15 protein-coding genes are annotated in these 18,601 nt (G+C 66.4%); 10 read left to right on the top strand and 5 right to left on the bottom strand.

What is annotated here, in order from left to right; genetic code table 11:
- The first annotated feature begins 6 nt into the window (after positions 1–6).
- The 4 genes from dnaE to C5E05_RS03460 all read left to right on the top strand — a co-directional run bounded on the left by dnaE (position 7) and on the right by C5E05_RS03460 (position 6,421).
- Positions 7–3,516 carry a DNA polymerase III subunit alpha gene (gene dnaE, locus C5E05_RS03475; RefSeq protein ID WP_104241149.1) on the top strand — a complete coding sequence of 1,170 codons (3,510 nt, stop codon included), beginning with the start codon at positions 7–9 and terminating at the stop codon, positions 3,514–3,516.
- Between the two features lie 63 nt (positions 3,517–3,579).
- Positions 3,580–4,884 carry a histidinol dehydrogenase gene (hisD, locus tag C5E05_RS03470; RefSeq protein ID WP_104241150.1) on the top strand — a complete coding sequence of 435 codons (1,305 nt, stop codon included), beginning with the start codon at positions 3,580–3,582 and terminating at the stop codon, positions 4,882–4,884.
- Complete coding sequence (gene nrdR / locus C5E05_RS03465) at positions 4,884–5,393, top strand: transcriptional regulator NrdR (protein ID WP_104241151.1); 510 nt, start codon at positions 4,884–4,886, stop codon at positions 5,391–5,393. Before hisD ends, nrdR begins: the two co-directional genes overlap by 1 nt.
- Positions 5,390–6,421, top strand: coding sequence for a quinone-dependent dihydroorotate dehydrogenase (locus C5E05_RS03460; protein WP_104341098.1), 1,032 nt, complete (start codon positions 5,390–5,392; stop codon positions 6,419–6,421). Before nrdR ends, C5E05_RS03460 begins: the two co-directional genes overlap by 4 nt.
- A gap of 212 nt (positions 6,422–6,633) precedes the next feature.
- Here C5E05_RS03460 and C5E05_RS03455 read toward each other — a convergent pair whose 3' ends face one another.
- Positions 6,634–7,218, bottom strand: coding sequence for a DUF3043 domain-containing protein (locus C5E05_RS03455; RefSeq protein WP_181059337.1), 585 nt, complete (start codon positions 7,216–7,218; stop codon positions 6,634–6,636).
- A 40-nt stretch (positions 7,219–7,258) separates the two neighbouring features.
- Between C5E05_RS03455 and C5E05_RS03450 the strand changes: the two genes are divergently transcribed.
- The 5 genes from C5E05_RS03450 to C5E05_RS03430 all read left to right on the top strand — a co-directional run bounded on the left by C5E05_RS03450 (position 7,259) and on the right by C5E05_RS03430 (position 12,377).
- Positions 7,259–8,677 carry a dipeptidase gene (locus tag C5E05_RS03450; protein ID WP_104341097.1) on the top strand — a complete coding sequence of 473 codons (1,419 nt, stop codon included), beginning with the start codon at positions 7,259–7,261 and terminating at the stop codon, positions 8,675–8,677.
- Positions 8,678–8,777: 100 nt separating this feature from the next.
- Positions 8,778–9,143: an iron-sulfur cluster assembly accessory protein gene (locus tag C5E05_RS03445; RefSeq protein WP_104241155.1), complete on the top strand. Its 366-nt coding sequence runs from the start codon at positions 8,778–8,780 to the stop codon at positions 9,141–9,143.
- Between the two features lie 128 nt (positions 9,144–9,271).
- On the top strand, positions 9,272–10,225 hold the full coding sequence (coxB, locus tag C5E05_RS03440; RefSeq protein WP_104241156.1) for a cytochrome c oxidase subunit II: 954 nt from the start codon (positions 9,272–9,274) through the stop codon (positions 10,223–10,225).
- 11 nt (positions 10,226–10,236) lie between these two features.
- Positions 10,237–11,958, top strand: coding sequence for a cytochrome c oxidase subunit I (gene ctaD, locus C5E05_RS03435; RefSeq protein WP_104241157.1), 1,722 nt, complete (start codon positions 10,237–10,239; stop codon positions 11,956–11,958).
- A complete protein-coding gene (locus tag C5E05_RS03430) occupies positions 11,955–12,377 on the top strand; it encodes a cytochrome c oxidase subunit 4 (RefSeq protein ID WP_104241158.1) in 423 nt (140 codons plus the stop codon). The genes ctaD and C5E05_RS03430 overlap by 4 nt, the downstream gene beginning before the upstream one ends.
- An 811-nt stretch (positions 12,378–13,188) precedes the next feature.
- On the opposite strand, the gene C5E05_RS03425 is transcribed toward C5E05_RS03430, so the two are convergent.
- From C5E05_RS03425 to C5E05_RS03410, 4 genes are all read right to left on the bottom strand, one after another.
- Positions 13,189–14,793 (bottom strand): cytochrome bc complex cytochrome b subunit, encoded by a 1,605-nt coding sequence (locus C5E05_RS03425; protein WP_104241160.1) that lies wholly within the window; start codon positions 14,791–14,793, stop codon positions 13,189–13,191.
- Positions 14,777–15,856: a ubiquinol-cytochrome c reductase iron-sulfur subunit gene (locus tag C5E05_RS03420; protein WP_104241161.1), complete on the bottom strand. Its 1,080-nt coding sequence runs from the start codon at positions 15,854–15,856 to the stop codon at positions 14,777–14,779. The genes C5E05_RS03425 and C5E05_RS03420 overlap by 17 nt, the downstream gene beginning before the upstream one ends.
- 72 nt (positions 15,857–15,928) lie before the next feature.
- Positions 15,929–16,762 carry a c-type cytochrome gene (locus C5E05_RS03415; RefSeq protein ID WP_104241162.1) on the bottom strand — a complete coding sequence of 278 codons (834 nt, stop codon included), beginning with the start codon at positions 16,760–16,762 and terminating at the stop codon, positions 15,929–15,931.
- Positions 16,763–16,784: 22 nt separating this feature from the next.
- Complete coding sequence (locus tag C5E05_RS03410; RefSeq protein WP_236558405.1) at positions 16,785–17,417, bottom strand: heme-copper oxidase subunit III; 633 nt, start codon at positions 17,415–17,417, stop codon at positions 16,785–16,787.
- A gap of 106 nt (positions 17,418–17,523) precedes the next feature.
- Between C5E05_RS03410 and trpD the strand changes: the two genes are divergently transcribed.
- Complete coding sequence (gene trpD, locus C5E05_RS03405) at positions 17,524–18,582, top strand: anthranilate phosphoribosyltransferase (RefSeq protein ID WP_104241164.1); 1,059 nt, start codon at positions 17,524–17,526, stop codon at positions 18,580–18,582.
- Positions 18,583–18,601 lie beyond the last annotated feature (19 nt).

Raw genomic sequence — 18,601 nt, 5'->3', positions numbered from 1 at the left:
GAGACATTGCCTTCAGCAGACTCGTTCGCCCACCTCCACGTCCACAGCGAGTACTCGATGCTCGACGGGGCAGCCCGGATCGGCGAGCTCATGAAGGCCGCTGTCGAGCAGGGCATGCCCGCGGTGGCGATGACCGACCACGGCAACGTGTTCGGCGCCTACGAGTTCGCGAAGGCAGCCAAGGAGCACGGCATCAAGCCGATCATCGGCACGGAGGCCTATCTGACGCCGGGGACGCACCGCGGCGACCGGACTCGGGTGAAGTGGGGCAACGGCGGGGGAGACGACGTCTCCGGTTCCGGTGCCTACACGCACATCACGATGCTCAGCGAGACGACGCAGGGCATGCACAACCTCTTCCGGCTCTCGAGCCGCGCGTCCATGGAGGGGTACTACTTCAAGCCGCGCATGGACCGCGAGCTGCTCAACACGTACTCGAAGGGCCTCATCGCGACGACCGGATGCCCCTCCGGCGAGGTGCAGACGAGGCTGCGTCTCGGGCAGTACAACGAAGCTCGCGCCGCAGCCGCGGAGTTCCGAGACATCTTCGGCGCGGAGAACTACTTCTGCGAGATCATGGACCACGGCATCGACATCGAGCGCCGTGTCATGCCCGACCTGCTCAAGCTCGCGAAGGACCTCGGCCTTCCGCTGGTCGCGACGAACGACCTCCACTACACGCACTCGCACGATGCCGACAGCCACTCTGCGCTCCTCTGCGTCCAGTCCGGGTCGACCATGGACGACCCGAACCGCTTCCAGTTCTCCGGCACGGGGTACTACCTCAAGTCGGCCGCCGAGATGCGCGCCATCTTCCGCGACCACCCTGAGGCGTGCGACAACACGCTGCTCATCGCCGAGCGCTGCTCCGCGGAGTTCGACGAGAGCGCCAACTACATGCCGCGCTTCCCCGTGCCAGAGGGCGAGACGGAGAGCAGCTGGTTCATCAAGGAGGTCGACACCGGCCTCGGCAAGCGCTACCCGGGTGGGATCCCGAGCGACGTGCGCAAGCAGGCCGACTACGAGATCGGCGTCATCAACCAGATGGGCTTCCCCGGCTACTTCCTCGTCGTCGCCGACTTCATCAACTGGGCGAAGGACAACGGCATCCGCGTCGGCCCCGGCCGTGGATCCGGTGCTGGGTCCATGGCCGCCTACGCTATGGGCATCACCGACCTCGACCCGCTGCGCCACGGCCTCATCTTCGAGCGCTTCCTCAACCCTGACCGCGTCTCCATGCCCGACTTCGACGTCGACTTCGATGATCGCCGCAGGTCCGAGGTCATCAAGTACGTCACCGAGAAGTACGGCTCGGAGCGCGTCGCGCAGATCGTGACGTACGGCACCATCAAGGCGAAGCAGGCCCTGAAGGACGCGTCGCGCGTGCTCGGCTACCCGTTCTCCATGGGCGACCAGCTCACGAAGGCGATGCCGGCGGCCGTCATGGGCAAGGACATCCCGCTCAGCGGCATCTTCGACAAGGAGCACAAGCGCTACTCGGAGGCTTCCGAGATGCGCGCCTTCATCGAGAGCAACCCGGACGCGAAGAAGGTCTTCGACACGGCGAGTGGCCTCGAGAACCTCAAGCGCCAGTGGGGCGTGCACGCGGCTGGCGTGATCATGTCGAGCGATCCGCTGATCGACATCATCCCGATCATGAAGCGGGAGCAGGACGGCCAGATCGTCACGCAGTTCGACTACCCGGCGAGCGAGTCCCTCGGTCTGATCAAGATGGACTTCCTCGGCCTGCGCAACCTCACGATCGTGAGCGACGCGCTGGTCAACATCAAGGCGAACCGCGACATCGACCTCGTTCTGGAAGATCTCGAACTCGACGACGTCGGCGCCTACGAGCTGCTGACCCGCGGAGACACGCTCGGCGTGTTCCAGCTCGACGGTGGCCCGATGCGATCGCTCCTGCGTCTGCTCAAGCCCGACAACTTCGAGGACATCTCGGCCGTCATCGCGCTGTACCGCCCGGGCCCCATGGGCGCGAACTCGCACATCAACTACGCGCTGCGCAAGAACGGCGAGCAGGAGATCACGCCGATCCACCCGCAGCTCGAGGAGCCCCTCAAGGAGATCCTCTCCACCAGCTACGGCCTGATCATCTATCAGGAGCAGGTCATGGCCATCGCGCAGAAGGTCGCGGGGTTCTCCCTCGGCCAGGCAGACATCCTGCGTCGAGCGATGGGCAAGAAGAAGAAGTCGGAGCTGGACAAGCAGTTCGCTGGCTTCCAGGGCGGCATGCACGCGAACGGCTTCTCCGACGAAGCGGTCAAGATGCTCTGGGACATCCTGCTGCCCTTCTCCGACTACGCCTTCAACAAGGCGCACTCCGCGGCCTACGGGGTGGTCTCCTATTGGACCGCCTACCTCAAGGCGCACTACCCGGCTGAGTACATGGCCGCCCTCCTCACCAGCGTCGGCGACTCCCGCGACAAGCTCGCCATGTACCTCAACGAATGCCGCCGCATGGGCATCACCGTGCTCGCACCGGACGTCAACGAGTCCTTCGTCAACTTCTCGGCGGTCGGCGAGGACATCCGCTTCGGCCTCGGCGCCGTCCGCAACGTGGGCGCGAACGTGGTCGAGGAGATCCAGAAGGCCAGGGAGTCGAAGACGGCGTTCACGTCCTTCCACGACTTCCTGAAGAAGGTGCCGACGACGGTGGCGAACAAGCGCACCGTCGAGTCGCTCATCAAGGCGGGCGCGTTCGACTCGCTCGGCAACACCCGCCGCGCGCTCGTCGAGGTCCACGAGAACGCCATCGACGTCGCGGTCTCGCGGAAGCGGAACGAGGCGCACGGCCAGGTCGACCTGTTCGCGGGACTCGACGAGTTCGAGGCGGAGGAGGACGACGTTCCCGTCCGCCCCGAGTTCAACCGCAGAGACAAGCTCGCCTTCGAGCGCGACATGCTCGGGCTCTACGTGTCCGACCATCCGCTCGCGGGTCTCGAGCGCGACCTCGCGAAGCTCGCGACGACGAGCATCCTCGACCTCACGCAGGCCGAGAACCTCGAAGACGGCTCCCAGGTGACGATCGCTGGCCTCATCACGAGCGTGCAGCACCGGGTCGCCCGCAACTCGGGCAACCCATACGGCATGATCGAGGTCGAGGACTTCGGCGGCACCATGACCGTGATGTTCATGGGCAAGACCTACCAGGAGTTCCAGACGCAGCTCCAGGGAGACGTGATCGTGGCCGTCAAGGGCCGTGTCTCGAAGAGAGACGACGGCATGAACCTCCACGCGCAGGGGCTGACCCTGCCGAAGATCTCCGCGGCCGAGGATGCCGGCACGCTGACGCTCACGATCCCGGACACGCGCGCCACCGAGCCCGTCGTGGATGCACTCGGAAAGGTGCTGCGGCGGCACTCGGGCGAGAGCGAGGTGCGGCTCAGGCTTCGGACTCCCGGTGTCATCCGCCGCTTCGAGCTGCCGCACCGCGTGCGCATCACGCAGGACCTCTACGGGGAGCTCAAGGCGCTCCTCGGGCCGAGCTGCCTGGAGTAGAGCCCACCTCGGCCGTTGCTCTCGCGACGGCACTCCCTCCTGCCTGACTACGATGGAGAAACCATGATGCAACTCATCGATCTGCGTGGTTCTGCGCTCAGCGCCTCCGAGCTTCGGAACATCCTCCCTCGTGCCGAGCTCGACGTGACGCGCGCCCTCGGCACGGCAGCGGAGCTCATCTCCGCGGTCCGTGACGAGGGCGGGGCCGCCCTCCGGGAGCAGGCCCTTCGACTCGACGGCGTCGAGCCACCCCATCTGCGGGTCCCCCAGGAGGCCATCGACGAAGCGACGGCTGGCCTCGACCCTCGGGTTCGCGCTGGCCTGGAGGCCATGATCGAGCGGGTTCGAGCCGGATCCGCGGCCCAGGTCCCCGCGCCGCGTGTGACGACGCTCGGCGACGGCGCCATCGTCGAGCTCCGCTGGCACCCCGTCGCCCGAGTGGGCCTGTACGTGCCAGGCGGCAAGGCCGTGTATCCGTCGAGCGTCGTCATGAACGTCTGCGCGGCCGCGGCCGCCGGGGTGAGATCCATCGCCATCGCGTCGCCGCCTCAGCGCGAATTCGGCGGGAGCGTCCACCCGACGATCCTCGGTGCGGCTGGCCTGCTCGGCATCACGGAGGTCTACGCCATGGGCGGGGCCGGCGCGATCGGTGCGCTGGCACACGGCGTCCCGGACATCGGCCTCGAGCCCGTCGAGGTCATCACGGGCCCTGGCAACGTCTACGTGGCGGCTGCGAAGCGCATCGTGCAGTCGTTCGTGGGCATCGACTCCGAGGCCGGACCCACCGAGATCCTCGTGCTCGCGGACGACTCGGCGGATCCCGACCACGTCGCCGCCGACCTCGTCAGCCAGGCCGAGCACGACGAACTCGCCTCGGCCCTCCTCGTCACGCCGGACCCCGAGTGGGCCGAACGAGTGCTCGAGCGTGTCGCCGCCAGAGCCGCGTCCACGAAGCACGCCGAACGGGTCCGCACCTCGCTCGGCGGACGCCAGTCCGCGCTCATCCTCGTCGACGACCTCGCCGCGGGGGCCGTGGTCTCGAACGCGTACGCACCCGAGCACCTCGAAGTGCAGACCCGTGAGCCGGAGGCCGTGCTCGCGACGCTCCACAACGCCGGTGCGATCTTCATGGGGGCGAACTCGCCCGTGAGCCTCGGCGACTACCTCGCTGGGTCGAACCACGTGCTCCCGACGGGAGGGCAGGCCGCCCACACGCCCGGCCTCGGGGCACACACGTTCCTGCGGCCGCAGCAGGTCATCCGCTATGACCGAGAGGCCCTGCGGACGGTGAGCGGCCACGTCGTGGCGCTCGCCGAAGCTGAGGACCTGCCCGCGCACGGCGAAGCAGTGACGGCGAGGTTCAGCTGATGCATTGCCCATTCTGCCGGCACCCCGACTCGAGGGTCATCGACTCGCGGACCAGCGACGACGGCTTCGCGATCCGTCGCAGGCGGCAGTGCCCCGAATGCGGTCGCCGTTTCTCGACGACCGAGACGGCGAGCCTCGCGGTGATCAAGCGCAATGGCGTCGTCGAGTCTTTCTCGAGAGACAAGGTCGTCGCCGGCGTGCGCAAGGCATGCCAGGGGAGGCCTGTCACCGACACCGATCTCGCTCTGCTGGCCCAGCGGGTCGAGGAGAGCATCAGGTCGACGGGGGCATCCCAGATCGAGGCCAACGACATCGGGCTCGCGATCCTGCCACCGCTGCGCGAGCTCGACGATGTCGCGTACCTGAGGTTCGCGAGCGTCTACCAGGGCTTCGCTAGCCTCGATGACTTCCGAGCCGCCATCGAGCAGATGCACGAGGACGGCATCAGGGCGCAGTACGCCACGGAGTCTGCCGACGGCGAGCCCACCATCGAGGAAGAGGTCAGATGAACGCCGCGTACCGCCTGCTCTTCACCCACGTGCTGTCGAAGATGGACACGGAGCGTGCCCACGCCCTCGCGTCGGGCGTCATCAGGACTCTCGGGCGTCGCATCCCGGCCAGGGTGACGTCGACGTTCACGGCCCCCGGCGAGTCGCTGGCGGTCGAGACGATGGGACTTCGCTTCGCATCGCCGTTCGGTCTCGCAGCAGGATTCGACAAGGACGCGGAAGACATCGACGGGCTTGCGGCCCTCGGTTTCGGGCACGTCGAGGTCGGCACGGTCACGCCGCGCCCACAGCCGGGGAATCCCGGCCCGCGCCTCTTCAGGCTCGTCGCAGATGGCGCGCTCATCAACCGCATGGGCTTCAACAACCGGGGCGCCGAGCTCGCGGCGGCGAACATCGCGGCTCGCCGAAACCGCACCGTCATCGTCGGCGTCAACATCGGCAAGAACAAGACCACCGAAGCAGAGGATGCGCACCTCGACTACGCCGCAGCCGCATCGGCGGTGAAGGACGTCGCCGACTACCTGGTCGTCAACGTCTCATCGCCGAACACGCCAGGCCTGCGCAGCCTGCAGTCGCTCGAGTCCCTCACGCCCATCCTGCGGGCAGCCCGTGAGGCTGCGCCAGACGTGCCGCTGCTGGTCAAGATCGCACCAGACCTCACGGACGGCGAGATCCGCGAAGTGACGCAGCTGGCCATCGACGAGGGGCTCGCTGGCGTCATCGCCGCGAACACGACGATCTCGAGGGCGGGGCTGCGCACATCCTCGCGGGTCGTCGAGGCGTTCGGCGCAGGAGGCCTCTCTGGACGCCCGCTCACGGAACGCTCCTTCGAGGTGCTGCGCACCGTCAAAGAGACGGCGGGGGACCGCCTCTGCATCATCTCCGTCGGAGGTGTCGCCGACGCCGCCGAAGTGCAGCGGCGTCTCGACGCCGGCGCGACGCTCGTGCAGGGGTACACGGAGTTCCTCTATGCCGGCCCCGGCTGGGCAGCCAGCATCAACAGGGGGCTCGCGCGCCTGAGGCGCTGAGCCCGGGCCTCGCTGCTCGCAGATCGTGCCGTCTTCGCGATTCTCAGGCAGCTGACACCTGCTGGGCCCCGAGCAGGTCTAGATTGTGAAACAGCGAAGGCCCGAGCGGAATACCGTTCGGGCCTTCGAGTTTCTGCGGTGTCGAGGTTCTGCGGGGTCGAGTTCTTGTGGTTTCTGAGTCCTGCAGACGAGCAGGCCCGTCCCGGCGAGGGCTACTTGCCCGTGAACTCGATCTTCGCGCCGCGCTTGACCTGCGACTTCGGCATGCGCATGACGCGAAGCTGCAGGCTCCGGGCGATCGTGCCGATCATGATGCCCTTCTCGACCTTGTCCTTGCCGACGACCGCGGCGATGCGTCGCTTGATGATGTTCGCGATCATGACGGCCTCGAGCACGCAGACGGCGAGGAAGGCCCAGATGAAGCTCATGGCCCAGATGCCGACGGACTGGCTCGGGATGAAGGTGGCGAAGATGACGAGGAACATCATCGGGAGCAGGAGCTCGCCGATCGAGTACCGCGCATCGATGTAGTTGCGCATGAAGCGCTTCTGCGGGCCGCGCTCGGTGGGACGGAGGTAGCGGTCGTCGCCCTTGGCGAGCCCCTCACGTGCCTTGGCCTGCTCGATGCGCACCTTCGCCTGCATCTCGCGCTTGGCCTGTTTGCGGTCTTCGGGGACGAGGGGACGCAGGTTCTGCGCCTCGCGCTCGCGCCTCGTGGGGGTCGGCTGCTGCTTCTTGGCCGGACTCTTCGCGGGAAGCGACACTGTCTCGGCGCTCTTGGACTCGTGCTTCGACATGATGCCTCTCAAGAACTCTGGGTGATTTAGCCTAACCGCTATGACACTCTCCGATGCCCCACTCGATGCACATGACCAGGAACAGGCCCTCCTCCGAGCTGTGGAGGACCGCTTTCCGACCACGATCGCGCGGCTCGCCGGGCTCGTCCGCATTCCATCGGTGTCCTGGGATGCGTTCGATCGAGTCCACGTGCGACGCAGTGCCGAGCGCACCGCCGAGCTGCTCCGCGAGACGGGGGTGTTCGAATCCGTGGACATCGACGGCGTCGAGACCGCCGACGGTTATGCAGGGCAGCCCGCGGTGATCGCAACGCGGGCGGCGGAGCCCGGCCAGCCGACGGTTCTCCTCTACGCGCACCACGACGTGCAGCCGCAGGGCAGCGCCGACGACTGGCGGACCCCGCCGTTCGAGCCCACGCTGCGGGACGGCCGCCTCTACGGCCGTGGCGCAAGCGACGACAAGGCAGGGGTCATGGCCCACATCGCGGCTGTCGAGGCGCTCAGCGCGGCGACAGCCGGCCGACCCAAGATCGGCATCTCGGTGTTCATCGAGGGCGAGGAGGAGAACGGCTCGCGGAGCTTCGCCGACTTCCTCGAGAAGCACAAGGCGGCCCTCGGCGCTGACGCCATCATCGTCGCGGACAGCGACAACCCGTCCACGAGCATCCCCGGCCTGACCGTCTCGCTGCGCGGCAACGTGACGATGAAGGTGACCGTGAGAACGCTCGGCCACGCCTCGCACTCCGGCATGCTGGGGGGAGCGGTGCCGGATGCGATGCTCGCGACCGTCCGGCTCCTCGACTCCCTCTGGGACGAGCGCGGAGCCGTCGCGGTCACCGGGCTCGGCTCGCGTGCCGACGGACCCTCCGGGGGCGATGAGTCCGACGTGCGCCGTGACGCGGAACTGCTCGAGGGCGTCACCACGATCGGCACCGGCACGGTCCACGACCGGCTCTGGAACCAGCCAGCGATCACGATCACGGGCATCGACGCGCCGAGCGTCGACGAGGCCTCGAACACGCTCCTCCCAGCGGTCTCGGTGCGCCTGTCCGCCCGCATCGCGCCTGGCGACGACGCCGCGCGCGCGTTCGAGGCCATCGAGCGCCACCTTCGCGAGCATGCGCCGTTCGGGGCGCACATCGAGATCACCCAGCCGGACCTGGGGCAGCCGTTCCTCGTCGACACGGCCGGACCAGCCGTCGGTCTCATGAAGACCGCGATGGAGGACGGATGGGGCGCCCAGCCGGCGGAGACGGGCATCGGGGGATCGATCCCCTTCATCGCCGCGCTCGCCGAGGTGTACCCGGAGGCGGAGATCCTGGTGACCGGAGTCGAGGATCCGGCGACGATGGCACACAGCCCGAACGAGTCGCAGGACCTCGGGGTGCTCCGCCGGGCGATCTCGGCTGAGGCGCTGTTCCTGCACCGCTTCGCGCGCCCTGACGCGGACATCCGGTGATGCGATTCGTGCGTGGGAGGAATATCCTTGGCTCATACGCCGTTATCGACGTGAAGAGCGCGGGAGCACGTCGTCCCGCCGAGCAGCACGAGGAGAATCAATGAGCGCAGTTCTTGAAGGCATCACCGTGAGCGAGGCCACGCACTCCGTGACCCTCACGCAGGCGGCCCTCGACAAGATCAAGAACCTCATCGGCCAGGAGAGCGAGGGCGGGCTCCGCCTCCGCATCGCCGTGCAGCCTGGTGGCTGCTCCGGGCTGATCTACCAGCTGTTCTTCGACGAGCGCATCCTCGACGGCGACGCGACCGTCGACTTCGACGGAGTGGAAGTCATCGTCGATCCGATGAGCGTCCCCTACCTTGACAGCGCGAAGATCGACTTCGAAGACACGATCCAGAAGCAGGGCTTCACGATCGACAACCCGAGCGCGCAGGGATCCTGTGCCTGTGGCGATTCGTTCCACTGACCCGACACGCGGGGCGGCGCCCCGCGACACACCCGAAACGGCGTGGTCTTTGACCGCGCCGTTTCGTCGTCTCCGCGCGCCCCGAGTCGTTCGCCCGCGAGATTCCCACTAGACTGACAGCAACCTGTATGCGTCACCTCGAAAGGTTTGCCGTGCGAGACACCCGCCGCGTGAAGTGGTTCGCCGCTCCGATTGCAGCAGCCCTGATTCTGATTCTGGCTGGCTGCACGTCGCAAGAACTACGGGGCTACATGCCCGGTGACCCCGGCGTCACCAACCATTCCGACGCCTTTACGAACTTCTGGGTCAACTCCTGGATCATTCTGCTTGTCGTGGGCGGCATCACGTGGGGGCTCATCATCTGGGCATCCGTGATGTACCGCCGCCGCAAGGGCGAAAAGGGCCTGCCAGCTCAGCTGCGCTACCACATGCCCATCGAGATCCTCTTCACCGTGGTCCCGATCATCCTCGTCGCCGGCTTCTTCGCCTTCACGGTGCGAGAAGAGGCTCCTGTCGTCTCGAACTTCGCCGAAGAAGAGCAGGACGTGAAGATCGAGGTCTACGGCAAGCAGTGGGCATGGGACTTCAACTACCTGCCGACCAGCAACACCGCGTATGACTCGGGCGTCTACTACGAGGGCATCCAGGCGCAGGAAGACCGCGAGCCGTCTGTCGACGGAGAGCGCGGAGCTGCGACCGGAACCATCGACGAGGCAGCGCTGCCCAAGCTCGTCCTCCCGGTCGGCGCGAACGTCACGCTCGACATCAAGTCGCGCGACGTCATCCATTCCTTCTGGGTCGTCGACTTCCACTACAAGATCGACAACATCCCCGGCCACACCAACACCATGTCGTTCGTGCCAGAACGCGAAGGCACCTACATGGGCAAGTGCGCCGAGCTGTGCGGCGAGTACCACTCGATGATGCTCTTCCAGGTCGAGGTCGTCTCGCAGGCCGAGTACAACGCCTACATCGCCGAGCTGCGCGCGGCGGGCAACGTCGGCGCCCACGGCGACGACTACAACCGCAACCAGAACCTTCCGGGCACTGATGTTCCCGAGTTCAACCACGAGTCGGAATAGGGGCGACGAAAATGACGTCAACGCTGAACCGTCCAGGCATCACCCCGGTCTCTGAGGCGACCACGGCTCCGAGCCGCTCTGTCGAGCGCAAGGGCAACGTCCTCGTCACCTGGATCACCTCGACGGACCACAAGACCATCGGGTACATGTACCTGATCTCGAGCTTTGTCTGGTTCTGCATCGGCGGAGTCATGGCACTGGTCATCCGCACCCAGCTCTTCGAGCCGGGCATGGAGATCATCGACACCAAAGAGCAGTACAACCAGCTGTTCACGATGCACGGCACGATCATGCTGCTCATGTTCGGAACGCCGCTCTTCTCCGGCTTCGCGAACGTGCTCGTGCCCTTGCAGATCGGCACGGCCGACGTCGCGTTCCCGCGACTGAACGCGTTCGCTTTCTGGCTCTTCACCTTCGGCGCGCTCATCGCGGTCGGTGGCTTCCTCACGCCGGGAGGTGCGGCATCCTTCGGCTGGACGGCCTACGTCCCCTTGTCGACGATGACCTACTCTCCGGGAGTCGGAGGCAACCTCTGGGTTGCCGGGCTCGCGGCGACAGGATTCGCGACGATCTTCGGCGCCGTGAACTTCATCACGACGATCATCACGATGCGCGCACCTGGCATGACGATGTGGCGCATGCCGATCTTCACCTGGAACGCGATGATCACGTCGATCCTCGTGCTGTTCGCGTTCCCCGTTCTCGCGGCTGCCTGGTTCGGCCTGCTCATGGACCGCGTGTTCCTGACGCACATCTACGACGTCGAGGCCGGGGGAGCGATCCTCTACCAGCACCTGTTCTGGTTCTTCGGCCACCCGGAGGTCTACGTCCTCGCGCTGCCGTTCTTCGGGATCGTGTCCGAGATCTTCCCGGCCTTCAGCCGAAAACCGATCTTCGGCTACAAGACCCTCGTCTACGCGACGATCGCCATCGCGGCGCTCTCCGCCTCCGTGTGGGCTCACCACATGTACGTGACGGGCACCGTGCTCCTCCCGTTCTTCGCGCTCATGACGATGCTCATCGCGGTGCCGACCGGTGTGAAGATCTTCAACTGGCTGGGAACGCTCTGGCGTGGCTCGGTCACGTTCGAGACGCCCATGCTGTTCTCGCTCGGCTTCCTCGTCACCTTCGTCTTCGGTGGCCTGACGGGTGTCATCTTGGCCTCGCCGATGCTCGACTTCCACGTGTCTGACACGTACTTCGTCGTGGCTCACTTCCACTACGTGATCTTCGGAACGATCGTCTTCGCCATGTTCGCCGGCTTCTTCTTCTGGTGGCCGAAGTGGACGGGGAAGATGCTCAACGAGCGCCTCGGCAAGATCCAGTTCTGGCTGCTGTTCATCGGCTTCCACATGACGTTCCTCATCCAGCACTGGCTCGGCGTCATGGGCATGCCGCGTCGTTACGCGACGTACCAGCCCGAAGACAACTTCACGTGGATGAACCAGCTCTCGACGTTCGGCGCCTTCGTGCTCGCGATCTCGCTGCTGCCGTTCTTCCTGAACGTCTTCATCACGGCCCGCAACGCACCGAAGGTGACCGTCGACGACCCGTGGGGCTACGGCTCCTCGCTCGAGTGGGCGACCAGCTGCCCGCCGCCGCGTCACAACTTCACGTCCATCCCGCGCATCCGCTCGGAGCGTCCGGCGTTCGATCTCAACCACCCCGAGGTCGCACCGCATGGCTACCGCGACCTGACGCCAGTCAACGACAAGATCGGAGAACGAGAGTGAAGACTTCAGCACGCCTCCTCTGGGTCCTCGCCGTCTTCTACGCGGTCGTGACCGTCGTCTACACCCTCTGGACTCATGCGGCCCTCGGCCACTACGAGTGGGTTGGCATCGTCGCACTGGCGCTGTCCGGCATCTTCGTCGCCTTCGTCGCGTTCTATCTCGGCAGCTCGGCGAAGCCGTTCCGAGTGCACGTCCTTCCCGAGGACAGGCTCGACGGCGAGATCGCTGACGCTGATCCTGAGCTCGGCTTCTTCCCGCCGCAGAGCTGGTGGCCGTTCGTGCTGGCCCTTGCCGTCGGGCTGATCTTCCTCGGCCTGTCGATCGGCGGATGGTGGTTCGCGTACTTCGCGGCGCCGCTGTTCATCATCGCCATCGTCGGCTGGGTGTTCGAGTACTACCGCGGACGCTACGCCCACTAGGCGTCGTCTGCAGGCTTCCGGCCCGTCCCTCACAAGAGGGGCGGGCCTTTTGCCGTTCTCCGCCGACGAGGCTCGGCGCCACTCTGGTAGCCCCACATGCCCCTGTGGCGCTCCCTGAGTCGAGGGTGCGTGTTCGTACACCCGGAGAGGACCTGAGGGTCCCAGAGCGCGCTGAGGGAGCACGCGCACCTCGGGCCGTGAGGACTCTGCCTCTGCCTCTCCCGGATGCCCGCACGTTCGGAGCCCGCTCGGACGCGGGCGGAGCAAGAGCGCCGCTTTCTTGAGTCCGACCCCTACCCGCCTGCATTCGGTGCGCGCCAAGCGTGGGCAGTGCAGTGGAAACGGCGAGCTCCCTCCCGTCTCACGTCCATGGGGCCGCGACCGTGGGCTGTGGAGCCCGTGCGGGAGTATCTGTGCCGTTGGCCCCGTGACCGGACACCACCTCGACTGGTGGTGGACCTCGCGGGGATCGGCAACGCTGCCGGCTCCTGCTCTTGCCCTCGGCTCCTGGGGTCTCCGTGCCCTCGCGCGACTCCGCGTGCCGGCGTGGGCTCCCGAGGGCGAGAAGCCACAGCGCTCGGCGAGATCCCGTCTCGGCCGAGCGTCCTCGGCTGGCGGGCTGGCGGGCTGGCGGGCTGGGGGTCTGGGGGACTGGCTGCGCGGTCTCCGCTCCTGACTCCACGGGGAGCCGGTCGCCGCTGCCCCCGCCCCCTCGCAGGAGGGACCGCCGACGACAAGAGGGGCTGTCAGTCCGCTGATGCGGAATGACAGCCCCTCTTGTGTGCCCGAAGGCTCAGGGAGTTGCTACGGCCTAGTGGTGGCCGTGGTGTGCCTGTTCGATCTCCGTCTTCGTGACGGGCTCGACGCGGTCCTCGAAGAACCAGCGCGACAGAGCGGCGCGCAGGCGCATGGGAGCCGTGATCTTTCCGTCCTCGTTCGGACGGAGCATGATCGGCGCCTGCTCGTTGTAGGAGACGAGCTCCCATCGGTCGTACTTGTCGAGCGGAACCTCGACCTCGACGAACTCGCCGTGGGGGAGTCGAAGAACACGTCCCGACTCGACACCGTGCAGCGCAAGCGAACGATCGCGCTTCTGGAGCCCGAGGCAGATCCGCTTCGTTGCGATGTACGCGATGACCGGTCCGAGGATCAGCATCACCTGCAGGAAGTGGATGACGTGCTCCATGGCGAGGTGGAAGTGCGTTGCCATGAGGTCGGAGCTTGCTGCAGCCCACATGACGGCGTAGAACGTGACGCCGGCTGCGCCGATCGCGGTGCGGGTGGGGGCGTTGCGTGGGCGGTCGAGCAGGTGGTGCTCGCGCTTGTCACCCGTGATCCACGCCTCGATGAAGGGGTAGACGACAACCAGCACGATGAAGATTCCGATAAGGATCAGCGGGGTCAGGATCGCGAACGACCACGTGTGGTTGAACCAGTACACCTCCCAGCCGGGCGGGATGAGTCGCAGCATGCCGTCGGCGAAGCCGATGTACCAGTCAGGCTGGGTACCGGCGGAGACGGGGGAGGGGTCGTACGGGCCGTAGTTCCAGACCGGGTTGATCGAGAAGAACGACGCGATGAGGAAGATGAGGCCGAAGATCAGGAAGAAGAATCCGCCTGCCTTGCCGGCGAACACCGGGAGGACCGGGTTTCCCACGACGTTGCCGTTCGTGCGGCCGGGTCCGGGCCACTGCGTGTGCTTGTTGATCACCATGAGGGCCAGGTGCAACGCGATGAACAGGATGACCATCGCGGGCAGGATCATGATGTGCAGCGAGTAGAGGCGCCCGACGATCTCGGTACCGGGGAACTCGCCGCCGAAGAACAGGAAGGAGACCCAGGTTCCGACGAGCGGGATGCCCTTCATGATTCCGTCGATGATGCGCAGGCCGTTGCCGGAGAGCAGGTCATCGGGGAGCGAGTAGCCGGTGAAGCCCTCTGCCATCGCGAGGATGAAGAGCACGAAGCCGACGACCCAGTTGAGCTCGCGGGGCTTGCGGAACGCTCCGGTGAAGAAGACGCGCAGCATGTGGAGCCCGATGGACGCCACGAACAGCAGCGCTGCCCAGTGGTGCACCTGGCGCATGAGCAGTCCCCCGCGGATGTCGAAGGAGATGTCCAGCGTCGACGCCATAGCGGCCGACATGCCCATGCCCTTGAGCGGGAGGTAGGAGCCTTCGTACTCGACGTGGGCCATCGACGGGTCGAAGAAGAACGTCAGGAAGGTTCCGGAGAGCAGGATGACGACGAAGCTGTAGAGCGCGATCTCACCGAGCATGAAGGACCAGTGGTCCGGGAAGATCTTGCGTCCGAACTCCTTGACCGCACCGGAGATGGTGGTGCGCTCGTCGAGGTAGTTGGCGGCGCCGGCGATGAACCCGCCCTCGCGTACCGGAGCTTTATACGTTGTAGTCATGGCGTCGCTCCCAGAAGCTCGGTCCGACAGGTTCGGTGAAGTCGCTCTGCGCGATGAGGTAGCCCTCGTCGTCGACAGCGATCGGCAGCTGCGGGAGCGGGCGTCCCGCCGGTCCGAAGATGACCTCGCAGTGGTTCTTGACGTCGAACTGCGACTGGTGGCACGGGCAGAGCAGGTGGTGCGTCTGCTGCTCGTAGAGAGCGACCGGGCAACCGACGTGCGTGCAGACCTTGGAGTAGGCGACGATTCCGTCGTAGGACCATCCGGCACGGTCCTCGCGCTCGTTGAGCTGGTCAGCGGGCAAGCGCATGAGCAGGACAACTGCCTTGGCCTTCTCCTCGAGCAGGTGGTGCTCGAGGTCGATCAGGCCGTCGGGGATGACGTGGAAGGCAGAACCGTAGGTGACGTCCGCGGCGCGGATCGGCGTTCCCGTGGGGTCGCGGACGAGGCGAGTTCCCTCTTCCCACATGGTGTGGGAGAGCGACTCGACCGGGTCCGGGTTGTTGCCGTTGTAGAGGTCGCGGAAGAGGACGATGCCGGGAAGCGGCATGGCGACGAGGGCTCCGATGAGGGAGTTGCGGAACAGCTTGCGGCGGCTGAAGCCCGACTCCTCGTTCGCCTGCGCGAAGACCTCGACCGCTCGCGAACGAGTGGCGGGGGAGCCCTTGCCCGGGTGGCGGGCCTCGGCCATCTCGTGGTCGGCCATGAGGTACTTGGACCAGGCGACCGTGCCGATGCCGATGGCGAGCATCGCGAGCGCGATGCCGATGCCGAGGAACATGTTGTTCAGGCGGACGGTCGAGATGTCCTCGCGGCTGATCGGCCACACGAAGTAGGCCACGACAGCGAAGATGCTGGCGAGTGCCGAGAACACGAACAGCGCGACGAGGAGGCGCTCAGTGCGCTTCGCCTGCGCGGGGTCCGCGTCCGTGATCCGGTCGCGGTGCGCCGGCATGCCAGGGTTCTCGAAGCCGTCCTTGGGAAGGATCGCGGTCCCGATGTGAGGCGCCCGCTCCGACGAAGGAGCAGTGCGAAGCTCTCCGCCGTGTTCGCCATCAGCCATGGTGATCCCTTTCTGGGTGTGTCTGTTCAGCTGCAGTAAGTCGTTTGGACCCGGGCCGGGTTGCTTCCGGCACTAGTTCGGTCGAGTGGCGATCCAGACCGCCATCGCGACGCCTGCGCCGATTCCGAAGATCCAGATGAAGAGGCCCTCGGAGACCGGACCGAGCGATCCGAGGCTGTTGCCGCCGATCGTGCCGGTGACCTCGGTCTGCCAGCGAATCGCCGTGATGATGTCGGCCTTGTCCTGGGGGGTGAGGTTCGCGTCGTTGAAGACGGGCATGTTCTGCGGGCCCGTGATCATCGCCTCGTAGAGGTGGACGGGTTCGACCGTCATGAGCTCGGGTGCGAACTTCCCCTCGGTGAGGGCACCGCCAGCACCTGCGACGTTGTGGCACATGGCGCAGTTGATGCGGAACAGCTCTGCTCCACGTGCTGCGTCGCCATCGGCCTGCAGGTACTTCTCGTCGGGGACGGCGGGACCGGGGGCCAGCGAAGCGATGTAGTCGCCGAGGTCCGAGATGCCCTGCTCGTCGAACTGGACGGGCTTGGCGGGGGCCTGGGCGGCGTTGGCCTGCATGGGCATGCGGCCGGTGCCGACCTGGAAGTCGACGGCGGCGGCACCGACACCGATGAGGCTCGGGCCGTTCTCGGTGCCCGCTGCGTTCATGCCGTGGCAGGTGGCGCAGTTGGCGCCGAAGAGCGCGGCGCCGTTCTCGATGTCTGCGGCGCTGGCGGGGGCCACGTCCTCGGCTGCAGCAGCCGTGGTTGCGGTGTCGATCGCGGTGTACGCGCCGCCGGTCAGCAGGAGGCCTGCGCCGAGGAGAGCCGCGGTGGCGAGGGGGGTGCGGCGGCGAGCCGTCTTGCGGGTCGCCGTCTTCGCAGTCCGTGGTTTGGTCGTTCGGAACATTGGTGTGTTCTCCAGGATCGGGCTACGAGAAGTAGGGCAGCAGGTAGATGACGAAGAAGAGCGCAACCCAGACCACGTCGACGAAGTGCCAGTAGTAGGAAATGCCCAGCGCGCTGCTGACCTCGCGAGTTCCCATGCGGCGGGCAGAGTACATGCGGCCGATCACGAGGAGGAACGTGACGAGTCCGCCGGTCACGTGCAGGCCGTGGAAGCCGGTCGTCATGTAGAAGGCGCTCGTGAACGCGTTCAGGTTGAGGACATAGCCCTCGCTGACGAACGTGGCGTACTCCCAGACCTGGCCGGCGACGAAGATGCCTCCGAGCAGGACGGTGAGGTAGAACCACTCGATCGCGCCCCAGTTCTTGGGGCTCTTGCCGGTGGCGCGGGCCTGCTCGCGCTCAGCCGCGAACGTGCCGAACTGGCACGTGAACGACGAGCTGACGAGGATCAGCGTGTTGATGGTGGCGAAGGGCACGTTCAGCGCACTGTGGCCTTCGGCGAACTGCTCTGGCGCCATAGAGCGCAGAGTGAAGAAGATCGCGAAGAGCCCAGCGAAGAACATCACCTCACTACCGAGCCAAACGATGACGCCGATGGCAGTCGTATTGGGGCGATGGACCGTGTGCACGGCCTGAGCGGTGGTTGCAGCAGTCACCTGACCATTATGACCGATTTCCCAGGTTCCCGAGACAACGCACGGCTGACCGGCGGGTCGCGTCCGATTAGGTGTGCCTGGGTGGTGGACGGCTATCGTTTCCTGCATGACATCGACCGAGACCTGGCCCGGATTGCTCGAGAAGCTCCTTGGCGGTGATGACCTCAGCGTCGCGCAGGCCACGTGGGCCATGCGCCAGGTCATGAGCGGCGACGTCAGCGAAGCACGTCTGGCTGCCTTCCTGGTCGCCCTCCGCGCGAAGGGCGAGACGGTCGAGGAGGTTGTCGGGTTCCGCGACGCGATCCTCGAGCACGCCGTGCCGCTCGAGGTGCCGCCCCTGGCGCTGGACATCGTCGGTACCGGCGGCGACATGGTCGGGACCGTGAACGTCTCGACGATGGCGTCGATGGTCTGCGCCGGTGCGGGGGTCCCCGTCGTGAAGCACGGGGGCGGGGCGTCGAGCGCGAAGTCCGGGTCCAGCGACGTGCTCTCGGCTCTTGGCGCAGTCCACACGGCCGACCCTGTTCGAGTGGGACGCATCTTCGAGGAGGTCGGACTCACCTTCGTCTACGCCGCGCAGTTCCACCCGGGGTTCCGCCACGCCAAGAAGGTGCGCGGTGAGCTCGGGGTTCCCACGGTCTTCAACCTACTCGGCCCCCTCACGAATCCCGCTCGCCCCGAGGCATCGGCCGTCGGGGTCGCCCGACAGGCCGCCATTCCGCTGATCACCGGGGTCTTCCGCACCCGCGGCGCCACCGCTCTGGTCTTCCGGGGCGACGACGGGCTCGACGAGCTGAGCGTCACCGGCTACAGCCACATCTGGGAGGTGTCGAACGGTGCGATCACCGAACACGATCTCCACCCACGGGATGTGGGCCTCGGCACCTACGACATGCAGGAGCTCCTCGGCGGTCTGCCGGAGGAGAACGCGGCCATCGCCCGCGCCGTGCTGTCCGGGAAGCAGCATGGCGCCGTTCGAGACATCGTGCTGCTCAACGCGGCCGCAGGCCTCGTCGCCTACGACCTCGCTGTGACCCCGGAAGCGGCAGAGCGACCCCTCCGAGAGCGCCTCGCGGCGCGCATCGCTGACGCAGCGTCCAGCATCGACTCCGGCCGCGCGATCGAGACGCTGGATGCGTGGGTGGCAGCGACTCGTTCGGCGTGAAGCCAGTCGCCGATCGGCG

Source organism: Pseudoclavibacter sp. AY1H1 (assembly GCF_002931055.1).
Lineage (GTDB): Bacteria > Actinomycetota > Actinomycetes > Actinomycetales > Microbacteriaceae > Pseudoclavibacter.
This window is presented reverse-complemented; position numbering and strand designations above follow the sequence as displayed.